Below are 15,686 nucleotides of genomic sequence, written 5' to 3' on the forward strand. Positions count from 1 at the left end.
TATGAAAAGCCTTGATACTCGGTGATGCTGCGTTGAAAACAGCCTCGGAATGCTCATTTACAACCAGTAAACTCCGCTTCCTCGGCTGTTTTCGCCTTGCCTGACCTTCGTCTCAAGGCTTCTCATACAGAGCCTAGGCGGCGATGCGCACGTTGTTCAGCACCACCGGCCGCGCCCATTGCAGGTCGAATTCCAGGTCGTGCTGCTGCTTGGCCAGGGTGATTTCGTCGAACGGTTCCGGAGCCGGATCCAGCAGGTTGCGTTCCAGCTCGGCGATCGGCAGATGCAGCGGGTACGACGACGGCGCCGGGCCTGGCTCCGGGTGCGGATGCCCCTGGTGCATGACGACCGGGCGGACCCAACTGCTGGTGGTGTCCAGTTGGCGCTGTTGTTCGATCAGTTCGGCGGCGCTGAACGGTGGCGCGGGCTTGTCCAGCAGGTCCAGCTCGAACTCGGCGATCGGCAGGAACAGCGGCTCGGGCGGGGTGATTTCGGTGTCTTGCACGTTGCACAGGCGCTGGCTGTGAATCTGCGCCAGGGTCTGGCTACCGGTGATGGGTTCGCCAGTTTCGACATTCACTTCCTCGACCGGCAGCGGCGCCTGCACGACACCTTCTTCCTGCTGCGCGGCCAGGGCGCGGGCAAAGAAGTCCGACCACAGGTGGCTGACGCCGCCGAGGGTCTGGGTGTTGTGCCGGGCATAGTCACCAACGGGTGAAATGTAGCCGGAAGGAAGTTGAACAATCTCTGACATGGTCGTCGAAGAGCTCTGGCAAAATAGCGCGTACTTTTTTTATCGGCAGTCGTCGCCGATCTTTAACTTTTTTTCAGCAGGAAGGTGAGCGTGGAGCAGCGGTTGGAAGGCGGGATCCGGGTCGAGGCTCTGGCTGCGGACTATCAGGCGCGGGCCGAGCAGTGGGCGGCGCGGCTGGGCCTGCCGCTGCAGGATGACGACGCCGCGTTCGCCGTGCAGGTCGGACCTGAAGGGCTGCAGATCCAGCAACTCGGTCCGCAGGCGCCGGGGCCGGTGCGGGTGGACTTCGTCGAGGGCGCCGCGGCGCATCGACGGGTTTATGGTGGCGGCAGTGGGCAGATGATCGCCAAGGCGGTGGGTATCGCCCAAGGCGTGCGGCCACAGGTGCTGGATGCCACGGCGGGTCTGGGTAAGGATGCTTTCGTGCTCGCCAGCCTCGGCTGCCAGATGCAGTTGATCGAGCGTCAGCCGCTGGTGGCGGCGCTGCTGGAAGATGGCCTGGCCCGCGCTGCGGGGGATGCCGAAGTGGGTGCGATCGTCGCGCGGATGAACCTGCTGCACGGCAACGCCATCGAGCGCATGCGCGACTGGCAGGGCGAGGCGCCGCAGGTGATCTACCTCGACCCGATGTTCCCGCATCGCGACAAAAGCGCCCTGGTGAAAAAGGAAATGCGCGTATTCCGCCCGCTGGTGGGCGATGACCTCGATGCTCCTGCGCTGCTCGAAGCAGCCTTGGCGCTGGCGACTCACCGGGTGGTGGTCAAACGCCCGCGCAAGGCGCCGATCATCGACGGGCCGAAGCCGAGTCATAGCCTGGAGGGGAAATCCAGTCGCTATGACATCTATCCGAAGAAGGCGCTGAAGCCTTAGCGTTTTCGAGGCCCCGGTCTGAACCTCATGGGAGCGGGCCGGGCGGCGCTGCCCTTGCTGGCGATCAGGCCCTCAAGTTTTCACACCCGATAAGCCCGCAAAAACAGTTCCACCACCTCTCGCACATGGGCCTCGGCGTCTTCGGCCTCCAACGGCCCGCCGCAGCCCAGCAGCAACCTGAAGTTCGCTCCACCCTTGAGCAGGCAGAAGAAATGCTCGGCTGCCGTAGAGGTATTGGCCACCCGCAGTATTCCCCGCTCATCCGCCAGGCGCAGCAACGCCTCGGTCTCGCGCAGCACCCGCAACGGCCCCGCCTCGAAGAAAATCTGCCCGAGCTTCGGATCCTGCGGGCCCTGGGCAATGATCAGGCGATGCAGCTTCACCGAATGATCGCTATTGATCAGCACCTGGAACCCGCGCCCGATCTTCAGCAGCACCTGCTCCAGCGGCACGCCTTCAGGCAATTCGAAGATCAAGCCGGGCAATTGCGCCTGACAGGTGGCGACGATCGCCTCGGTGAACAGCGTTTCCTTGTCGTTGAAGTGGCTGTAGACCGTGAGTTTCGACACACCCGCCGCTGCCGCGACCGCATCCATGCTGGTGCTGGCATAGCCATTAGTGAGGAACAGCGTCTTGGCGGCCTCGAGAATGGCCTGGCGCTTGGCCAGGTCCTTGGGCCGGCCAGGGCCGGTGGACACTGCGGAATCGTTGGGCATTGGCTCGTGTTTACAGGTTTCGAAGGGACACATGGTACATGTGCATGGCCTGTCGAGCGCAATCCTCGCGTGACGACCGGCCAAGCCCACTATGCCCCCACGATCATTGTTTGCCCGCTTCCCCCAGCTTGCTCACCAGCGCCTTCGCCACCTCATGATCAGAAAACGGGTTTTGCCCGGTGATCAGTTCGCGGTCCACTACCACATTCGGGCTCCAGGCTGTGGCATAGCTCATGTTGCCGCCCGCGCCTGCCATTGCCTTGGCCGGGTAGAAGAGGATGCGGTCGCCCTTGAGCGAGCTTTCGAACACCTGCTCTTCCGGGTCGGCAAAGATGGTCATGCGGTAGCCCTGATAGATCCAGTCTCTGGCTGCCGGTTTCTCGCCACGCGCCAGCGCCGCCTGATAACCGGCCGGGTCGGCCTGGGCGGATAACAGTGCAATCGGGCCATGGCAGATCGCTGCGGTCGGCTTGCCGGCCTGATGGAAATGCCGCAGCAGGGCGCCCACTTCCGGGTTGTTGGCGAGATCGATCAGTGGCGCGTGACCGCCCGGGATGAACAGCCCGGCATAGCGATCCAGATCACCCGACAGTACCTCCTTGATCGACAGGGTGTTGTTGATGTCCGGCAAGCCCTGCACCACCTTCTCGATGCGCTGCATTTCCGCGGCATCGCCGGCGAAGTACTGCGGATCGACGGAGCGCTGGTCGACGCTGGGCGCGTTGCCTTTCGGCGTGACCAGCACCAGCTTGTAGCCGGCCTTGATCAGTTGGTCGGCCGGGACACCGAATTCATTGAGGTAGTAGCCGGTCGCGTAGTGCTTGCCGTCTTTCAGGGGCAATACGTTTTCGCTGGACAGCAGCACCAGCACTTCGCCCTTGGGCGCGGCGGTGGCGGTGCCCGCGAGCAGCGCGCCGGCTACGGCCAGCGCGATTTTGGTGGTCTTGGTCATTGCATTCTCCAGCTCAGTTGAAGGGAGCGAGGTCCAGTGGGCGGGCCAGGCGCACCTGGGTGGGTGCGGCCAGCCAGTGCGCAGTGGCGCTGCGGTATGCCTGGTAATGCGGGCTTTGGCGATGAGCCTCGACGGCGGCTTCATCGCGGTACAACTCGAAGAGTTCGAACGTCGGCGATTCGCCGTCACGCAGGAACAGGTCGTAGCGCAGGTTGCCCGGCTCGCTGCGGGAATGGCGCACCATCAGGCGCAGGGCCTGTTCCAGCGCATCGAGGTATTCGGGCTTGGGGCTGATGGTGGCGAAGATGCTGAGGGTCATGCGGTGCTCCCGATGTTAATCGCAGTCAATGGACGCCATCTTAGAGACGCCCCTATGATTCGATAATTCGAAAGCTTTTATGTCTGTATTCCAAAAAATGAATATCGCCAAGAAAGACCTGAATCTGTTGTTGGTGTTCCATGTGCTCTACCAGGAGCGCAACGCCTCCGTGGCGGCCGCGCGCATGGCGCTCAGCCAGCCGGCCCTCAGCCACAAGCTGAACAAGTTGCGCCATCAGTTCGGTGACCCGCTGTTCGTCCGCGCACCTCGCGGGCTGACCCCCACGCCCCGCGCCCACGAACTGGCGCCTCATGTCCAGCGGCTGGTCGCTGAGCTGGAGGCGTTTTATGACCTCTGCGACGACCAGGACTTCCTGGCCCGCGCCGAGCGGCTACATCTCTACAGCACCGACTACATGGAGCAGACACTGCTGCCGCGGCTGTTGCCGGTATTGCGCGAGCAGGCGCCGAATCTGGTGCTGATCACCCACAACACAAGGGGCGAGCTGCCCCGCGAGGAACTGGAAAAGGGCACTTGCGACCTGGCGATCGCCGGCTTCTACAAGGACCTGCCCGACACCTTCCATCAACAGCGCCTGCTCGGCGAGGACTTCGTGGTGCTGGCATCGCGGAGTAATCCGCGTCTGAACGACGGCATGGACCTGCCGGCGTTTCTCGCCTGCGAACACCTGCTCACCACCCTCACCGGTGACCTCGACGGCCTGGTGGACCGGGCGCTTCAGGCACGGGGACTACAGCGGCGAGTGGTGGCCGGCCTGTCCAGTTTCGTCGCGCCCACCCGGCTGGTCCGCGGCACTGATCTGCTACTGACCTGCTTGCGGTCACTGGCTGAGGAAGCCGTGGAGCGCGATCCTGACCTGCGCATTCATCCGCTGCCTTTGGACCTCCCGCGAGTGGAAGTGATGCAGATTTGGCACGAGCGCACCCACGCGGACCCGCTACGGCGCTGGTTCAGGCAACGGGTGGTGGCTGCGTTGCGGGAGTAGCGAGGCCCGCTCTGCAATGAGGGCTAAAAGCCAGCTTCCCCGACGCCATACGCTGATTTAATATACCCGTCAGTATAAATATTCGAAGCACCCTTCGCGAAAGGTCATTTCCCATGTTGCGCCATGCCTTGCCCGTCGCTTTGCCCGCTCTTCTTATCGCGCTGTTGTCCGCTTGCGGGCAGGAAAGCACGCCGCCCACCGTCATCCGTCCCGCCATGGTGGTGCAGCCGCAGCCGGCATCGGCGGCGGTGGACAGCTACCCCGGCGAGGTGCGCGCGCGCTTCGAGCCGGAGCTGGCGTTCCGCATTGGCGGCAAGGTGAGCAAGCGGCTGGTGGAGGAGGGGCAACGGGTCAAGGCCGATCAGCCGCTGGCCGAGCTGGACCCGCAGGACGTGCGCCTGCAACTGGAAGCGACCCGCGCGCAGATGGCCGCCGCCGAGGCCAACCTGAATCTGGTGCAGGCCGAGCGCGACCGCTACAAGACGCTGCTGGACCGGCAGATGGTCAGCCATTCGCAGTACGACAACGCGGAAAACCTCTATCGCTCGGGCCTGGCTCGGGTCAAGCAGATGCGCGCCGAGTTCGACGTGGCGGGCAACCAGGCCGGGTATTCGGTGCTGCGCGCGACTCAGGACGGTGTGGTCGCCAAGCGTCAGGTGGAAGTCGGCCAGGTGGTCGCTGCCGGCCAGACCGTGTTCACCGTGGCCGCCGATGGTGAGCGCGAGGTGCTGATCAGTCTGCCGGAGCAGAACTTCGGTCGCTTCGCGGTGGGCCAGCCGGTCGCCGTGGAGCTGTGGTCGCAACCCGGCCAGCGCTTCGAGGGCCGTATTCGCGAGCTGTCGCCCGCCGCCGACCCGCGTTCGCGCACCTTCGCCGCGCGCATTGCCTTCAACACCGGCAAGGTGCCGGCCGAGCTGGGCCAGAGCGCCCGGGTCTTTATCCAGCACGCCGAGCAGATCCCGCTGGCGGTGCCGCTCTCGGCGCTGAGCGCGGAGAACGGTCAGACCTACGTCTGGCGTGTCGATGCCAACAACACCCTGAAACGCACCCCGGTACGGGTCGGCGCCTATGGTCAGGACAGCGTGCCGGTGCTGGAAGGCCTGAGCGCGTCCGACTGGGTGGTCGCCGCTGGCGGTCATGTGTTGCACGAGGGGCAGGAAGTACGGCCGGTGGACCGGTCCAATCGCGTGGTGAATCTGGCGGCCAAGGAGTAAGTCCCGATGGGTTTCAACCTCTCCGCCTGGGCCTTGCGCAACCGGCAGATCGTGCTGTTCCTGATGCTCCTGCTGGCTATCGTCGGGGCGTTGTCCTATACCAAATTGGGTCAGAGCGAAGACCCGCCGTTCACCTTCAAGGCCATGGTCATCCGCACCTTGTGGCCGGGCGCCAGCGCCGAGGAAGTCTCGCGCCAGGTCACCGAGCGCATCGAAAAGAAGCTGATGGAGACCGGCGAGTACGAAAAGATCGTGTCGTTCTCGCGGCCCGGTGAATCGCAGGTCACTTTCATGGCCCGCGACTCGATGCATTCGGCGCAGATTCCCGAGCTGTGGTACCAGATCCGCAAGAAGATCGCGGACATCCGCCACACCCTGCCGCCGGGTATCCAGGGGCCGTTCTTCAACGACGAGTTCGGCACCACCTTCGGCAACATCTACGCTCTGACCGGCGACGGTTTCGACTACGGCGTGCTCAAGGACTACGCCGACCGCGTGCAGATTCAACTGCAGCGGGTCAAGGACGTCGGCAAGGTCGAGCTGGTTGGTCTGCAGGACGAGAAAATCTGGATCGAGCTGTCCAACACCAAGCTGTCCACCCTCGGCCTGCCGCTGGAGGCGGTGCAGAAAGCGCTGGAAGAACAGAACGCGGTGAGCACTGCGGGCTTCTTCGAAACGCCGACCGAGCGCCTGCAATTGCGGGTGACCGGGCGCTTCGACAGCGTCGAGCAGATCGAACAGTTCCCGATTCGCGTGGGCGAGCGCACGTTCCGTATCGGCGATGTCGCCCAGGTGCACCGCGGCTTCAACGACCCACCCGCGCCGCGCATGCGCTTCATGGGCGAGGACGCCATCGGCCTAGCCGTTTCGATGAAGGCCGGCGGTGACATTCTGGTGCTGGGCAAGGCGCTGGAAGTCGAGTTCGCCCGCATTGCCAACAACCTGCCGGCGGGCATGGAACTGCGCAAGGTCTCCGACCAGCCTGCGGCGGTGAAGACCGGCGTCGGCGAGTTCGTCCGCGTGCTGGTGGAAGCACTGGCGATCGTGTTGCTGGTGAGCTTCTTCTCCCTCGGCATGCGCACCGGCCTGGTGGTGGCGCTGGCGATTCCGCTGGTGCTGGCGATGACCTTCGCCGCGATGTATTACCTCGGCATCGGCCTGCACAAAATTTCCCTCGGCGCGCTGGTGCTGGCGTTGGGGCTGTTGGTGGACGACGCGATCATTGCCGTGGAGATGATGGCGATCAAGATGGAACAGGGCTTCGACCGCTTCAAGGCGGCGAGCTATGCCTGGACCAGCACCGCCTTCCCGATGCTCACCGGCACGCTGATCACTGCGGCGGGCTTCCTGCCCATCGCCACCGCGCAGTCCGGCACCGGCGAATACACCCGCTCGATCTTCCAGGTGGTGACCATCGCCCTGCTGGCTTCGTGGGTGGCTGCGGTGGTGTTCGTGCCGTATCTGGGCGAGCGCCTGTTGCCGGACCTGGCGAAACTGCACCGGGAAAAACACGGCACGGGCGAGGGCGAGACGGACCCTTATGGCACGCCGTTCTACCAGCGCGTGCGCCGCGTGGTGAGTTGGTGCGTGGCCCGGCGCAAGACGGTGATCGTGCTGACCATCGCCTTGTTTGTCGGCAGCGTGATGAGCTTCCGCTTCGTCGAGCAGCAGTTCTTCCCGGCCTCCGGTCGCCTGGAACTGATGGTGGACCTGAAGCTGGCGGAAGGCGCATCGCTGGCCAACACCGCCGAGCAGGTCAAGCGCGTGGAGGCGTTGCTCAAGGCGCGGCCGGGCATCGACAACTATGTGGCGTACGTCGGCACCGGTTCGCCGCGTTTCTACCTGCCGCTTGACCAGCAGTTGCCGGCGGCCAGCTTTGCTCAGTTCGTCGTGCTGGCGAAAACCATCGAAGACCGCGAAGCGCTGCGCACCTGGCTGATCGAAACCCTCAATGAGCAATTCCCCGACCTGCGTTCGCGGGTGACCCGCCTGGAAAACGGCCCGCCCGTGGGCTATCCGGTGCAGTTCCGGGTGACCGGCGAGCATATCGAGCAGGTCCGCGCGCTGGCGCGCAAGGTGGCGGCCAAGGTGCGCGAGAACCCGCACGTGGCCAACGTCCACCTGGACTGGGAAGAGCCGAGCAAGGTGGTCTACCTCAACATCGATCAGGACCGCGCCCGCGCACTTGGCGTCAGCACGGCGAACCTGTCGAGGTTCCTGCAAAGCTCGCTGACCGGTAGCAGCGTCAGCCAGTACCGCGAGGACAACGAACTGATCGAGATCCTGCTGCGCGGTACCCAGGAAGAGCGCACCCAACTGGCTCATCTGTCGAGCCTGTCGGTGCCCACCGACAATGGCCGCAGCGTGGCCCTCGCGCAGGTGGCGACCCTGGAATACGGCTTCGAGGAAGGCATCATCTGGCACCGCAACCGCCTGCCGAGCGTGACCGTTCGTGCCGACATCTACGGCAAGGATCAGCCGGCGACCCTGGTCAAGCAGATCCTGCCGACCCTGGAGTCGGTGCGGGCCGAGCTGCCGGATGGTTACCTGCTTGATGTTGGCGGCACGGTCGAAGACTCGGCGCGCGGGCAGAACTCGGTGAACGCCGGCGTGCCGCTGTTCGTGGTGGTGGTGCTGACCCTGTTGATGCTGCAACTGCGCAGCTTCTCGCGGATGGCGATGGTGTTCCTCACCGCGCCGCTGGGGCTGATCGGTGTGGTGCTGTTCCTGATGGTGTTCCGCCAGCCGTTCGGCTTTGTCGCCATGCTCGGGACCATCGCCTTGTCGGGGATGATCATGCGTAACTCGGTGATCCTGGTGGATCAGATCGAGCAGGACATCGCGGCGGGGCTGGGTCGCTGGCAGGCGATCATCGAGGCGACGGTGCGCCGCTTCCGGCCGATCGTGCTGACCGCCCTGGCGGCGGTGCTGGCGATGATTCCGCTGTCACGAAGCGTGTTCTTCGGGCCGATGGCGGTGGCGATCATGGGCGGGCTGATCGTGGCGACGGCGTTGACCTTGCTGTTCCTGCCGGCGCTGTATGCGGCGTGGTTCAGGGTCAAGCGGGAGGAGTGAGTTTCGGGCCTGTCTGGATCTCTCCAGGCAGGCCCGAAACCCTGTGGGGCGGTGCAACGCAGGATCAGAGGGCGCCAAACACCTTCTTGGCCAGGCTGGTCGCCGCTGCCGCCGGGTTCTGGCGGATGGTCTCTTCCTGCTTGCCGATCATCTCGAACAGCCCGTTGAGCGCCTGTTCGGTCACATAGCTTTCGATGTTCGCGCTCTTGGCATCCACCACGCCAAGGCTCGCGGCCTGTCCGGCGAAGCTGTTGTATTGCTTGGCGAGGCCAACCTGGTCGGTCGCCTGCTTGACGATCGGCAGGAACTTGGCGCGGATCTGTTCCCGGCTGGTCTTGCTCAGGTACTGGGTCGCGGAGTCGTTGCCGCCGCTGAGAATGTTCTTGGCGTCATCCACGGTCATTTTCTTCACCGCGTCCACCAACAGCGCCTGCGCTTGCGGAACAGCCGCTTCGGCGGCCTTGTTCATGCTGGTTTCGAGTTGCTCGACCTGTTCACCCATGCCAAGCATTTTCATTTTGCTCGCGACTTTGCCGAGCTTACCCGGCAGCTCGATACGTACGTCCTGATTGTTGCTGAAACCACCAGGCGCACCCAGTTGTTTCACGGCAATCTGCGCGCCTTGGGTCAGGGCGTCTTTCAGGCCGCCGGCGGCGTCTTTCTGGCTCAGGTCGCCAAGCGACAGGGCCATGGCACTGGCCGACAGCAGCAGGCCTGCGCACAGGCCGGTAAAGGTGAGAGCGGGGCGGAACATGGCAGCATCCTTCATCGGGGAGCGATTGAACGGGGACATCAGCGGACCTGATCAACCTTGATCCGCAGCGGTTGTGGGTCGTTGCCGTCGAGCTTGACGCTGTGCTGTTCGGTGCTGATGAACAGCAACTTGCCGTCCAGCTCGATCCGCGCGCTCACCGCGTAGCGGTGGCCGGGTTTGACCTGGGCTGGGTTGTATTGCAGGTGGAAAGGCAGCGGCACCTGGCCGGAAACCTTGCCGCTCTGGCGCGCCAGGGTCACCGCCGGGGCGTCGGCCAGCGAGACGTCGAGCAGGCTGACATCGAGCGTGGCGGCGGGCGGCAGGGCGATGCGTTGCAGGTAGAAAACCTCGCCATCCAGCGCGGCTTTCGAGTCGGGGGTGTGGCTGGAGCAGGCTGCAAGCAGTGAGGCGCAGCACAGCGTAAAGAGTTTTTTCATGGGGTCTCCTGTCCTTGATGCCGGCTTGTGACCGGCATCGAGGACTTTAGCGGATTTTTCGGTAATCGACTTCCCGCACAACTGTCGGATTATTCGTCGACTACAGGCGGATCAAGGCTGCTCGGGGCCCGCGTGCTCTTCGCGGTGCAAGGCGACCTGGCGGATCGACAGGCGCACCTCCGCCGACAGCACGCGCTTGGCCGCGCCTTCGGCCAGCTCGCCGAGCTTGTCGTGGAAGCCCAGCTTGCCGGCGTCGTCCGGCACCAGTACGCCTTGCTCCACCAGGGTCTGGATGAAGTGGCGGAACAGGCTCTTGTCGAAGAATTCCGGGGCATTGAGCCCGTGCAGGATCGACAGGCGCTGGGCCATGACCACGCAAAGGTCTTCCAGCTCTTCGGCGCTGAGGCTGTGCTGGCCGCTGTTGAGCAGCAACGAGGTGGCCATGTAGAAGCGTTGCAGCGTCTGGGTAATCGCCCGCGCCAGCAGAGTCAGCAGCACGAACTGCCGCGAACTCGGCGCCGGACGCAGGTAGACGCCGTTCTCAAAGCGCAGCAGGCCTTGCTCGACGAAGGCTTGCAGCCACTGGTCGATCACCCCGTCCAGCTCCTCCAGCTCCCAGCGCAGGAACAGCTCCGATTGCAGGTACGGGTACAGCGCGCGGGCGTATTGCAGGATCAGTTCGCGGCTCATCCGCGAGCTGCTCTGGAAGAAGCTCGCCAGCAGCGCCGGCAGGGCGAAGATGTGCAGGACGTTGTTGCGGTAATAGGTCATCAGCACCGCGTTCTGCTCGTCCAGATACAGGATCCGGCCCAGGGCATCACGCTGTTCTGCCAGCAGGTCCATGCCCCGCACGTGGCTGATCAGCGCCAGGCCGTCGCCTTCGGGCAGGGTGGTGTGCGGCGAGTAGGGCACCTGGCGCAGCAGCGCGAGGTACAGGTCGAGAATACGGGTCAGGGCGCGTTCGTCCAGGGCCAGGCGGCTGGTGGACAGCAGCGCCACCGCCACCAGGTTGACCGGGTTGACCGCCGCCGCTTCGTTCAGGTGCTGGGCGACTTTCTCACCCAGGCGCGAGGTGGTTTCGTTCAGCCATGCCGGACGGAACTGCGGCCCATGTTGCTGTTCACGCCAGCCGGGTTGCTGCTGGTCGAGGAAGTTGCCGAGGCGGATCGGCTCGCCGAAGTTCACCGACACCTGGCCGAAACGCTGCTTCAGCGCACCGAGCACCTTGAAGATGTCGAAAATCGATTCCTTCTTCTTGCTCGCCCCGCGCAGTTCGCCCAGGTAAGTGCGGCCTTCCAGCACCCGTTCGTAGCCGATGTACACCGGCACGAAGACGATCGGCGTGCGCGAGGAGCGCAGGAAGCTGCGCAGGGTGATCGCCAGCATGCCGGTCTTCGGTTGCAGCATGCGCCCGGTGCGCGAACGTCCGCCTTCGACGAAGTACTCCACCGGGAAACCTTTGGTGAACAGGGTGTGCAGGTATTCGTTGAACACCGCGGTGTACAGCGGGTTGCCCTTGAAGGTACGGCGCATGAAGAAGGCGCCGCCGCGCCGCAGCAGGCCGCCGATCACCGGCATGTTGAGGTTGATCCCGGCGGCGATGTGCGGCGGGGTCAGGCCATTGCGGAACAGCAGGTAGGACAGCAGCAGGTAGTCGATATGGCTGCGGTGGCACGGCACATAGATCACTTCGTGACCTGGGGCGATGCCCTGGACCTGCTCGATATGGTTGACCTTGATGCCGTCGTAGATCTTGTTCCAGAACCAGCTCAGCACCACTTCGAGGAAGCGGATGGCGGTGTAGGTGTAGTCCGAGGCGATTTCGTTGCCGTAGCGCAGGGCGATGGCTTCGGCCTTGGCCACCGGGATTGTCTCGCGCTCGGCTTCATCGGCGATGGCCTGGCGTACCAGCGGATCGTGGATCAGGCCCTTGACCAGATTGCGTCGGTGCGAGATGTCGGGGCCGATGACCGCACTCTTCAGGTTGCGGAAGTGCACCCGCAGCAGGCGCTGGGCCATGCGCACGGTGCGTTCGTGGCCCTTGTTGTGATCGACCAGCTCGCGCAGGTGGATCGGCGCAGAAAACTGCACGCGGGTCTTGCGGCCGAGGATCAGTATGGTCAGTAACCGGCGCAGGCGCCCGGTGACCGCCCAGCTATCGGCGAACAGCAGTTTCCACGGGCTCGATTCGCTGGCCGGCGACTGCCCCCAGAACACACTGACCGGAATGATCTGCGCATCCTGCTCCGGCCGCTGGTTCACCGCGCTGACCAGACGGTCGAGGGTCGGCGGCGCGCCACGCTTGTATTGGCGGCCGAGCCAGTCCGGTTCCGGGGTCAGGTAGAAGAAGGCGGCCGGCTCCATCAGGTCGCCGACGGCGACGGGCAGGACCGGGCGTGGCAGCCCTGCTTTGGTGCATTCACGGTCGATGACGGCGAGGTCGGTCAGCGAGGGGGATTGCAGGGCGTAGAACACCGGACGGCTGCCGTCCAGGTTGAGCGTGAAGGAGGACTGATTGATGGTCTCGGAGCGAACCCATAGGTACAACAGTCGGCGCAGGGCACCGAAAATCAGGCGGCGCAGGGGAGAACGGGTCATACAGTGTCTGCTCTGAAAAATGGGACGCAAGTGCAGCTTGACGGGCAAGTGTGCCGTATCCGCGCAAGTTCAGCAAAAAGCGGTCAGGTCATAAAAAATATTTCATGTCTGTCTTATACTCGGTCCGCCACTTGCAAGATTAATCAGCAAGCGGCGTAGTCCAGGCCTTAAAAAGCCTGGCCGACAAGGCGAGTCCAAAATAAAAATCCGGAGTGTTACAGATGTCGTCTCGTGAGACTGGAAGTGTGAAATGGTTCAACGACGCCAAAGGCTATGGCTTCATTCAGCGTGAGGGCGGGGCGGACGTCTTCGTTCACTACCGCGCGATTCGTGGCGAGGGTCACCGTACCCTGCTCGAAGGGCAACAGGTTGAGTACAACCTGACCCAAGGCCAGAAAGGGCTTCAGGCAGAAGACGTCGTAGGCCTCTGAAGGCCGGCAATGGCGTCAAGCCATAAGCTGCAAGTGGACCGTGCCTCTTGCAGCTTGTAGCTTGCGACTGAATCCCTCAGTGGGTTCTCCAGGTAATCTCTTCTTCACCATCGGTACTGATCCGGATCCAGCGATCGGCGTCGTCTTCACCTTCTTCCTCGACCCAGGTGCCCGGTGCGCAACGTACTTCGACGTTCAGCGCAGCAAAAGCGGCGCGGGCGCAGGCGATGTCGTCTTCCCACGGGGTCTTGTCACTTTCCAGGTAAAGACTGTTCCATTTTCCTACGGCCTTGGGCAGCCAGGTAACAGGAATGTCACCGGCGGTGCACTTGAAGGTCTGACCTTTCTGCTTCCATTCGCTGCACGGACCCAGCGCGGCCTCCAGCCAGGCGGCGATCTGTTTGTGATCGACGTCGGCGTCCTTCAGGTAAATCTCGATATCGGGTTGGCGCATGGGGATCTCCGGGAGGGCTCAGTCTTGCAGCACAAAATAGTCGTAGCGCATTGAAACGGTGACTTCCAGCGGCTCGGCCTGCTCGATGACCGCGGTGCGGCGTTCGGCGCTGGCGCGCCAGCCGTGCGGGGTCATGGCCAGCAGGTTGGCGCGGTCGGCGGGGTGGGTCAGGCTCAGGCGAAACTCCAGGGTTTCACTGTGGGCGTGGGCCATGTCCGCCGGCACCAGGGCCAGGTGCTTGTCGTCGGCGTAGTCGCGCACTTCATCGTAGAGCTTCTGGCGCAGTTCCATCAGGTGGCCGCTGGTCGGTCCGACCCGCATCAGGCCGCCGCCAGGGCTGAGCGGGCGGCGGGCCCCCTGCCAGTCCAGCGGGCTGAAGACGCTGGCGATGAACTGGCAACTGGCGTCGGCCAGCGGCACGCGGGCCATGCTCGCCACCAGCCAGGTCAGCGCCGGGCTGCGTTTGCAGGCGCGCTTGACCGCCTCGCGGGAGATGTCCAGGGCGTAACCGTCGGCCTCGGGCAAGGCGTCGGCGATCTGCGCGGTGTAGTAACCCTCGCCACAGCCAATGTCCAGCCAGCGCCCGGGTGCACGTTCGGCAGCCAGTTCGGCCAGGCGTCGGGCGACTGGCGCGTAGTGGCCGGCGTTGAGGAAGTCGCGGCGGGCCTCGACCATGGCCTGGTTGTCGCCGGGATCACGGCTGTTCTTGTGCTGCACCGGCAACAGGTTCAGGTAGCCCTGGCGGGCCCGGTCGAAACGGTGGCCGGCCGGGCAGCCGACACCGTTGTCGAGGGCGCTCAGGGGCGCGGTGCAGAGGGGGCAGGTGAGCATCAGGCGAGCAACCGGATCAGGGTCTGGTAGTAGATTTCGGTCAGCACATCGAGGTCGCTGGCGAGAACGCGCTCGTTGACCTGGTGAATGGTGGCGTTGACCGGGCCCAGCTCAACCACCTGGGTGCCGAGGGTGGCGATGAAGCGGCCATCGGAGGTGCCGCCGCTTGTAGAGGCGTGGGTCTCGCGGCCAGTGACCGCCTTGATGCTGGCCGACACGGCGTCGAGCAGGTCACCCGGCTCGGTCAGGAACGGCAGGCCGGACAGCGCCCAGTCGATGTCCCACTCCAGTTGGTGCTTGTCGAGGATCGCCGCGACGCGCTGTTGCAGGCCTTCGACGGTGGACTCGGTGGAGAAGCGGAAGTTGAACAGCGCGGTCAGGTCGCCCGGAACCACGTTGGTGGCGCCGGTGCCGGAGTTCAGGTTGGAAATCTGGAAGCTGGTCGGCGGGAAGAATGCGTTGCCTTCGTCCCAGTGCTCCGCGGCCAGTTCGGCCAGGGCCGGAGCGGCCAGGTGGATCGGGTTCTTCGCCAGGTGCGGATAGGCCACGTGGCCTTGCTTGCCGCGAACGGTGAGCTTGGCACCGAGGGAGCCACGGCGACCGTTCTTGACCACATCACCCACCAGCGTGGTGCTCGACGGTTCGCCGACGATGCACCAGTCCAGACGCTCGCCGCGCTCGCGCAGACGCTCTACCACCGCCTTGGTGCCGTGGTGGGCCGGGCCTTCTTCGTCACTGGTGATCAGGTAGGCGATTTTGCCGCGGTGGTTAGGGTAGTCGGCGACGAAGCGCTCGGTGGCGACGATCATGGACGCCAGGCTGCCTTTCATGTCAGCGGCGCCGCGGCCGCAGAGCATGCCGTCGGCGTCGATCAGCGCGTCGAACGGGTCGTTCTGCCAGGCCTGCACCGGGCCTGTGGGCACTACGTCGGTGTGACCGGCGAAGCACAGCACGGGACCGTCCTGGGTGCCGTGGGTGGCCCAGAAATTGTCCACGTCCTCGAAGGGCATCGGTTCCAGCATGAAACCCGCGTCGCCCAGGCGCTGCATCATCTGTTTCTGGCAGTCGAAGTCGAGCGGGGTCACCGAGGGACGGCGAATCAGGTCGCAGGCCAGTTCGAGGGTGGGCGAGAGTTCGGCGCGGGCCGTCATGGGGGACTCCGGGAGCAAGGCAGGGGGGTACGATTTTGGGGCGTTATCTTATAGCAAAAGAGCCCAAAAGGGCCCTTTTGATGAGGCAGGACGTCGTCATTGTGGGCGCGAGCAGGCTCGCTCC

15 protein-coding genes are annotated in these 15,686 nt (G+C 64.3%); 5 read left to right on the top strand and 10 right to left on the bottom strand.

Features of this window, described 5'->3' with window-relative positions:
- Positions 1–133: 133 nt before the first annotated feature.
- A complete protein-coding gene (locus HWV67_RS10835; protein ID WP_110968253.1) occupies positions 134–754 on the bottom strand; it encodes an energy transducer TonB in 621 nt (206 codons plus the stop codon).
- 90 nt (positions 755–844) lie between these two features.
- Here HWV67_RS10835 and HWV67_RS10840 point away from each other — a divergent pair, with 90 nt between their 5' ends.
- Positions 845–1,624: a class I SAM-dependent methyltransferase gene (locus HWV67_RS10840; RefSeq protein ID WP_175651230.1), complete on the top strand. Its 780-nt coding sequence runs from the start codon at positions 845–847 to the stop codon at positions 1,622–1,624.
- 80 nt (positions 1,625–1,704) lie between these two features.
- Here the strand turns inward: HWV67_RS10840 and HWV67_RS10845 are convergent, their stop codons facing one another.
- The 3 genes from HWV67_RS10845 to HWV67_RS10855 all read right to left on the bottom strand — a co-directional run bounded on the left by HWV67_RS10845 (position 1,705) and on the right by HWV67_RS10855 (position 3,611).
- Positions 1,705–2,340 (bottom strand): TetR/AcrR family transcriptional regulator, encoded by a 636-nt coding sequence (locus tag HWV67_RS10845; RefSeq protein WP_175651231.1) that lies wholly within the window; start codon positions 2,338–2,340, stop codon positions 1,705–1,707.
- 103 nt (positions 2,341–2,443) lie between these two features.
- Positions 2,444–3,292, bottom strand: coding sequence for a type 1 glutamine amidotransferase domain-containing protein (locus HWV67_RS10850; RefSeq protein WP_175651232.1), 849 nt, complete (start codon positions 3,290–3,292; stop codon positions 2,444–2,446).
- Positions 3,293–3,305: 13 nt separating this feature from the next.
- Positions 3,306–3,611 (bottom strand): putative quinol monooxygenase, encoded by a 306-nt coding sequence (locus HWV67_RS10855; protein ID WP_175651233.1) that lies wholly within the window; start codon positions 3,609–3,611, stop codon positions 3,306–3,308.
- A 97-nt stretch (positions 3,612–3,708) separates the two neighbouring features.
- Here HWV67_RS10855 and HWV67_RS10860 point away from each other — a divergent pair, with 97 nt between their 5' ends.
- The 3 genes from HWV67_RS10860 (at position 3,709) to HWV67_RS10870 (ending at position 8,906) form a co-directional block, all read left to right on the top strand.
- Positions 3,709–4,617: a LysR family transcriptional regulator gene (locus HWV67_RS10860; protein ID WP_175651924.1), complete on the top strand. Its 909-nt coding sequence runs from the start codon at positions 3,709–3,711 to the stop codon at positions 4,615–4,617.
- A gap of 113 nt (positions 4,618–4,730) precedes the next feature.
- The gene (locus HWV67_RS10865; RefSeq protein ID WP_110968256.1) at positions 4,731–5,831 is read left to right on the top strand and encodes an efflux RND transporter periplasmic adaptor subunit; all 1,101 of its coding nucleotides are present in this window, start codon (positions 4,731–4,733) and stop codon (positions 5,829–5,831) included.
- Positions 5,832–5,837: 6 nt separating this feature from the next.
- Complete coding sequence (locus tag HWV67_RS10870; protein WP_110968257.1) at positions 5,838–8,906, top strand: efflux RND transporter permease subunit; 3,069 nt, start codon at positions 5,838–5,840, stop codon at positions 8,904–8,906.
- 64 nt (positions 8,907–8,970) lie between these two features.
- Here HWV67_RS10870 and HWV67_RS10875 read toward each other — a convergent pair whose 3' ends face one another.
- The 3 genes from HWV67_RS10875 to plsB all read right to left on the bottom strand — a co-directional run bounded on the left by HWV67_RS10875 (position 8,971) and on the right by plsB (position 12,695).
- Positions 8,971–9,660 carry a DUF4197 domain-containing protein gene (locus HWV67_RS10875; protein WP_095154114.1) on the bottom strand — a complete coding sequence of 230 codons (690 nt, stop codon included), beginning with the start codon at positions 9,658–9,660 and terminating at the stop codon, positions 8,971–8,973.
- Between the two features lie 38 nt (positions 9,661–9,698).
- On the bottom strand, positions 9,699–10,097 hold the full coding sequence (locus HWV67_RS10880; protein ID WP_175651234.1) for a YbaY family lipoprotein: 399 nt from the start codon (positions 10,095–10,097) through the stop codon (positions 9,699–9,701).
- Positions 10,098–10,208: 111 nt separating this feature from the next.
- Positions 10,209–12,695, bottom strand: a complete 2,487-nt coding sequence (plsB, locus tag HWV67_RS10885) for a glycerol-3-phosphate 1-O-acyltransferase PlsB (protein WP_175651235.1) — start codon at positions 12,693–12,695, stop codon at positions 10,209–10,211.
- A gap of 221 nt (positions 12,696–12,916) precedes the next feature.
- Between plsB and HWV67_RS10890 the strand changes: the two genes are divergently transcribed.
- Positions 12,917–13,126: a cold-shock protein gene (locus tag HWV67_RS10890; protein WP_038996759.1), complete on the top strand. Its 210-nt coding sequence runs from the start codon at positions 12,917–12,919 to the stop codon at positions 13,124–13,126.
- A 76-nt stretch (positions 13,127–13,202) separates the two neighbouring features.
- On the opposite strand, the gene HWV67_RS10895 is transcribed toward HWV67_RS10890, so the two are convergent.
- The 3 genes from HWV67_RS10895 to dapE are packed head-to-tail and all read right to left on the bottom strand — an operon-like array spanning position 13,203 to position 15,562.
- Complete coding sequence (locus tag HWV67_RS10895) at positions 13,203–13,580, bottom strand: hypothetical protein (protein WP_175651236.1); 378 nt, start codon at positions 13,578–13,580, stop codon at positions 13,203–13,205.
- Positions 13,581–13,598: 18 nt separating this feature from the next.
- Complete coding sequence (locus HWV67_RS10900; protein WP_175651237.1) at positions 13,599–14,411, bottom strand: putative RNA methyltransferase; 813 nt, start codon at positions 14,409–14,411, stop codon at positions 13,599–13,601.
- The gene (gene dapE / locus HWV67_RS10905; protein WP_095154109.1) at positions 14,411–15,562 is read right to left on the bottom strand and encodes a succinyl-diaminopimelate desuccinylase; all 1,152 of its coding nucleotides are present in this window, start codon (positions 15,560–15,562) and stop codon (positions 14,411–14,413) included. The genes HWV67_RS10900 and dapE overlap by 1 nt, the downstream gene beginning before the upstream one ends.
- Positions 15,563–15,686 lie beyond the last annotated feature (124 nt).

The organism is Pseudomonas sp. Marseille-P9899 (genome assembly GCF_903166565.1).
Taxonomy (GTDB): Bacteria; Pseudomonadota; Gammaproteobacteria; order Pseudomonadales; family Pseudomonadaceae; genus Aquipseudomonas; species Aquipseudomonas huaxiensis.

What these genes read in the sequence shown, in the direction of transcription:
- HWV67_RS10855 (WP_175651233.1), bottom strand. Translation starts at nt 3,611, where the DNA reads ATGACCCTCAGCATCTTCGCCACCATCAGCCCCAAGCCCGAATACCTC.
- HWV67_RS10890 (WP_038996759.1), top strand. Translation starts at nt 12,917, where the DNA reads ATGTCGTCTCGTGAGACTGGAAGTGTGAAATGGTTCAACGACGCCAAA.
- HWV67_RS10875 (WP_095154114.1), bottom strand. Translation starts at nt 9,660, where the DNA reads ATGTTCCGCCCCGCTCTCACCTTTACCGGCCTGTGCGCAGGCCTGCTG.
- HWV67_RS10865 (WP_110968256.1), top strand. Translation starts at nt 4,731, where the DNA reads ATGTTGCGCCATGCCTTGCCCGTCGCTTTGCCCGCTCTTCTTATCGCG.
- HWV67_RS10845 (WP_175651231.1), bottom strand. Translation starts at nt 2,340, where the DNA reads ATGCCCAACGATTCCGCAGTGTCCACCGGCCCTGGCCGGCCCAAGGAC.
- HWV67_RS10850 (WP_175651232.1), bottom strand. Translation starts at nt 3,292, where the DNA reads ATGACCAAGACCACCAAAATCGCGCTGGCCGTAGCCGGCGCGCTGCTC.
- HWV67_RS10880 (WP_175651234.1), bottom strand. Translation starts at nt 10,097, where the DNA reads ATGAAAAAACTCTTTACGCTGTGCTGCGCCTCACTGCTTGCAGCCTGC.
- HWV67_RS10900 (WP_175651237.1), bottom strand. Translation starts at nt 14,411, where the DNA reads ATGCTCACCTGCCCCCTCTGCACCGCGCCCCTGAGCGCCCTCGACAAC.
- HWV67_RS10870 (WP_110968257.1), top strand. Translation starts at nt 5,838, where the DNA reads ATGGGTTTCAACCTCTCCGCCTGGGCCTTGCGCAACCGGCAGATCGTG.
- HWV67_RS10835 (WP_110968253.1), bottom strand. Translation starts at nt 754, where the DNA reads ATGTCAGAGATTGTTCAACTTCCTTCCGGCTACATTTCACCCGTTGGT.
- dapE (WP_095154109.1), bottom strand. Translation starts at nt 15,562, where the DNA reads ATGACGGCCCGCGCCGAACTCTCGCCCACCCTCGAACTGGCCTGCGAC.
- HWV67_RS10895 (WP_175651236.1), bottom strand. Translation starts at nt 13,580, where the DNA reads ATGCGCCAACCCGATATCGAGATTTACCTGAAGGACGCCGACGTCGAT.
- plsB (WP_175651235.1), bottom strand. Translation starts at nt 12,695, where the DNA reads ATGACCCGTTCTCCCCTGCGCCGCCTGATTTTCGGTGCCCTGCGCCGA.
- HWV67_RS10860 (WP_175651924.1), top strand. Translation starts at nt 3,709, where the DNA reads ATGAATATCGCCAAGAAAGACCTGAATCTGTTGTTGGTGTTCCATGTG.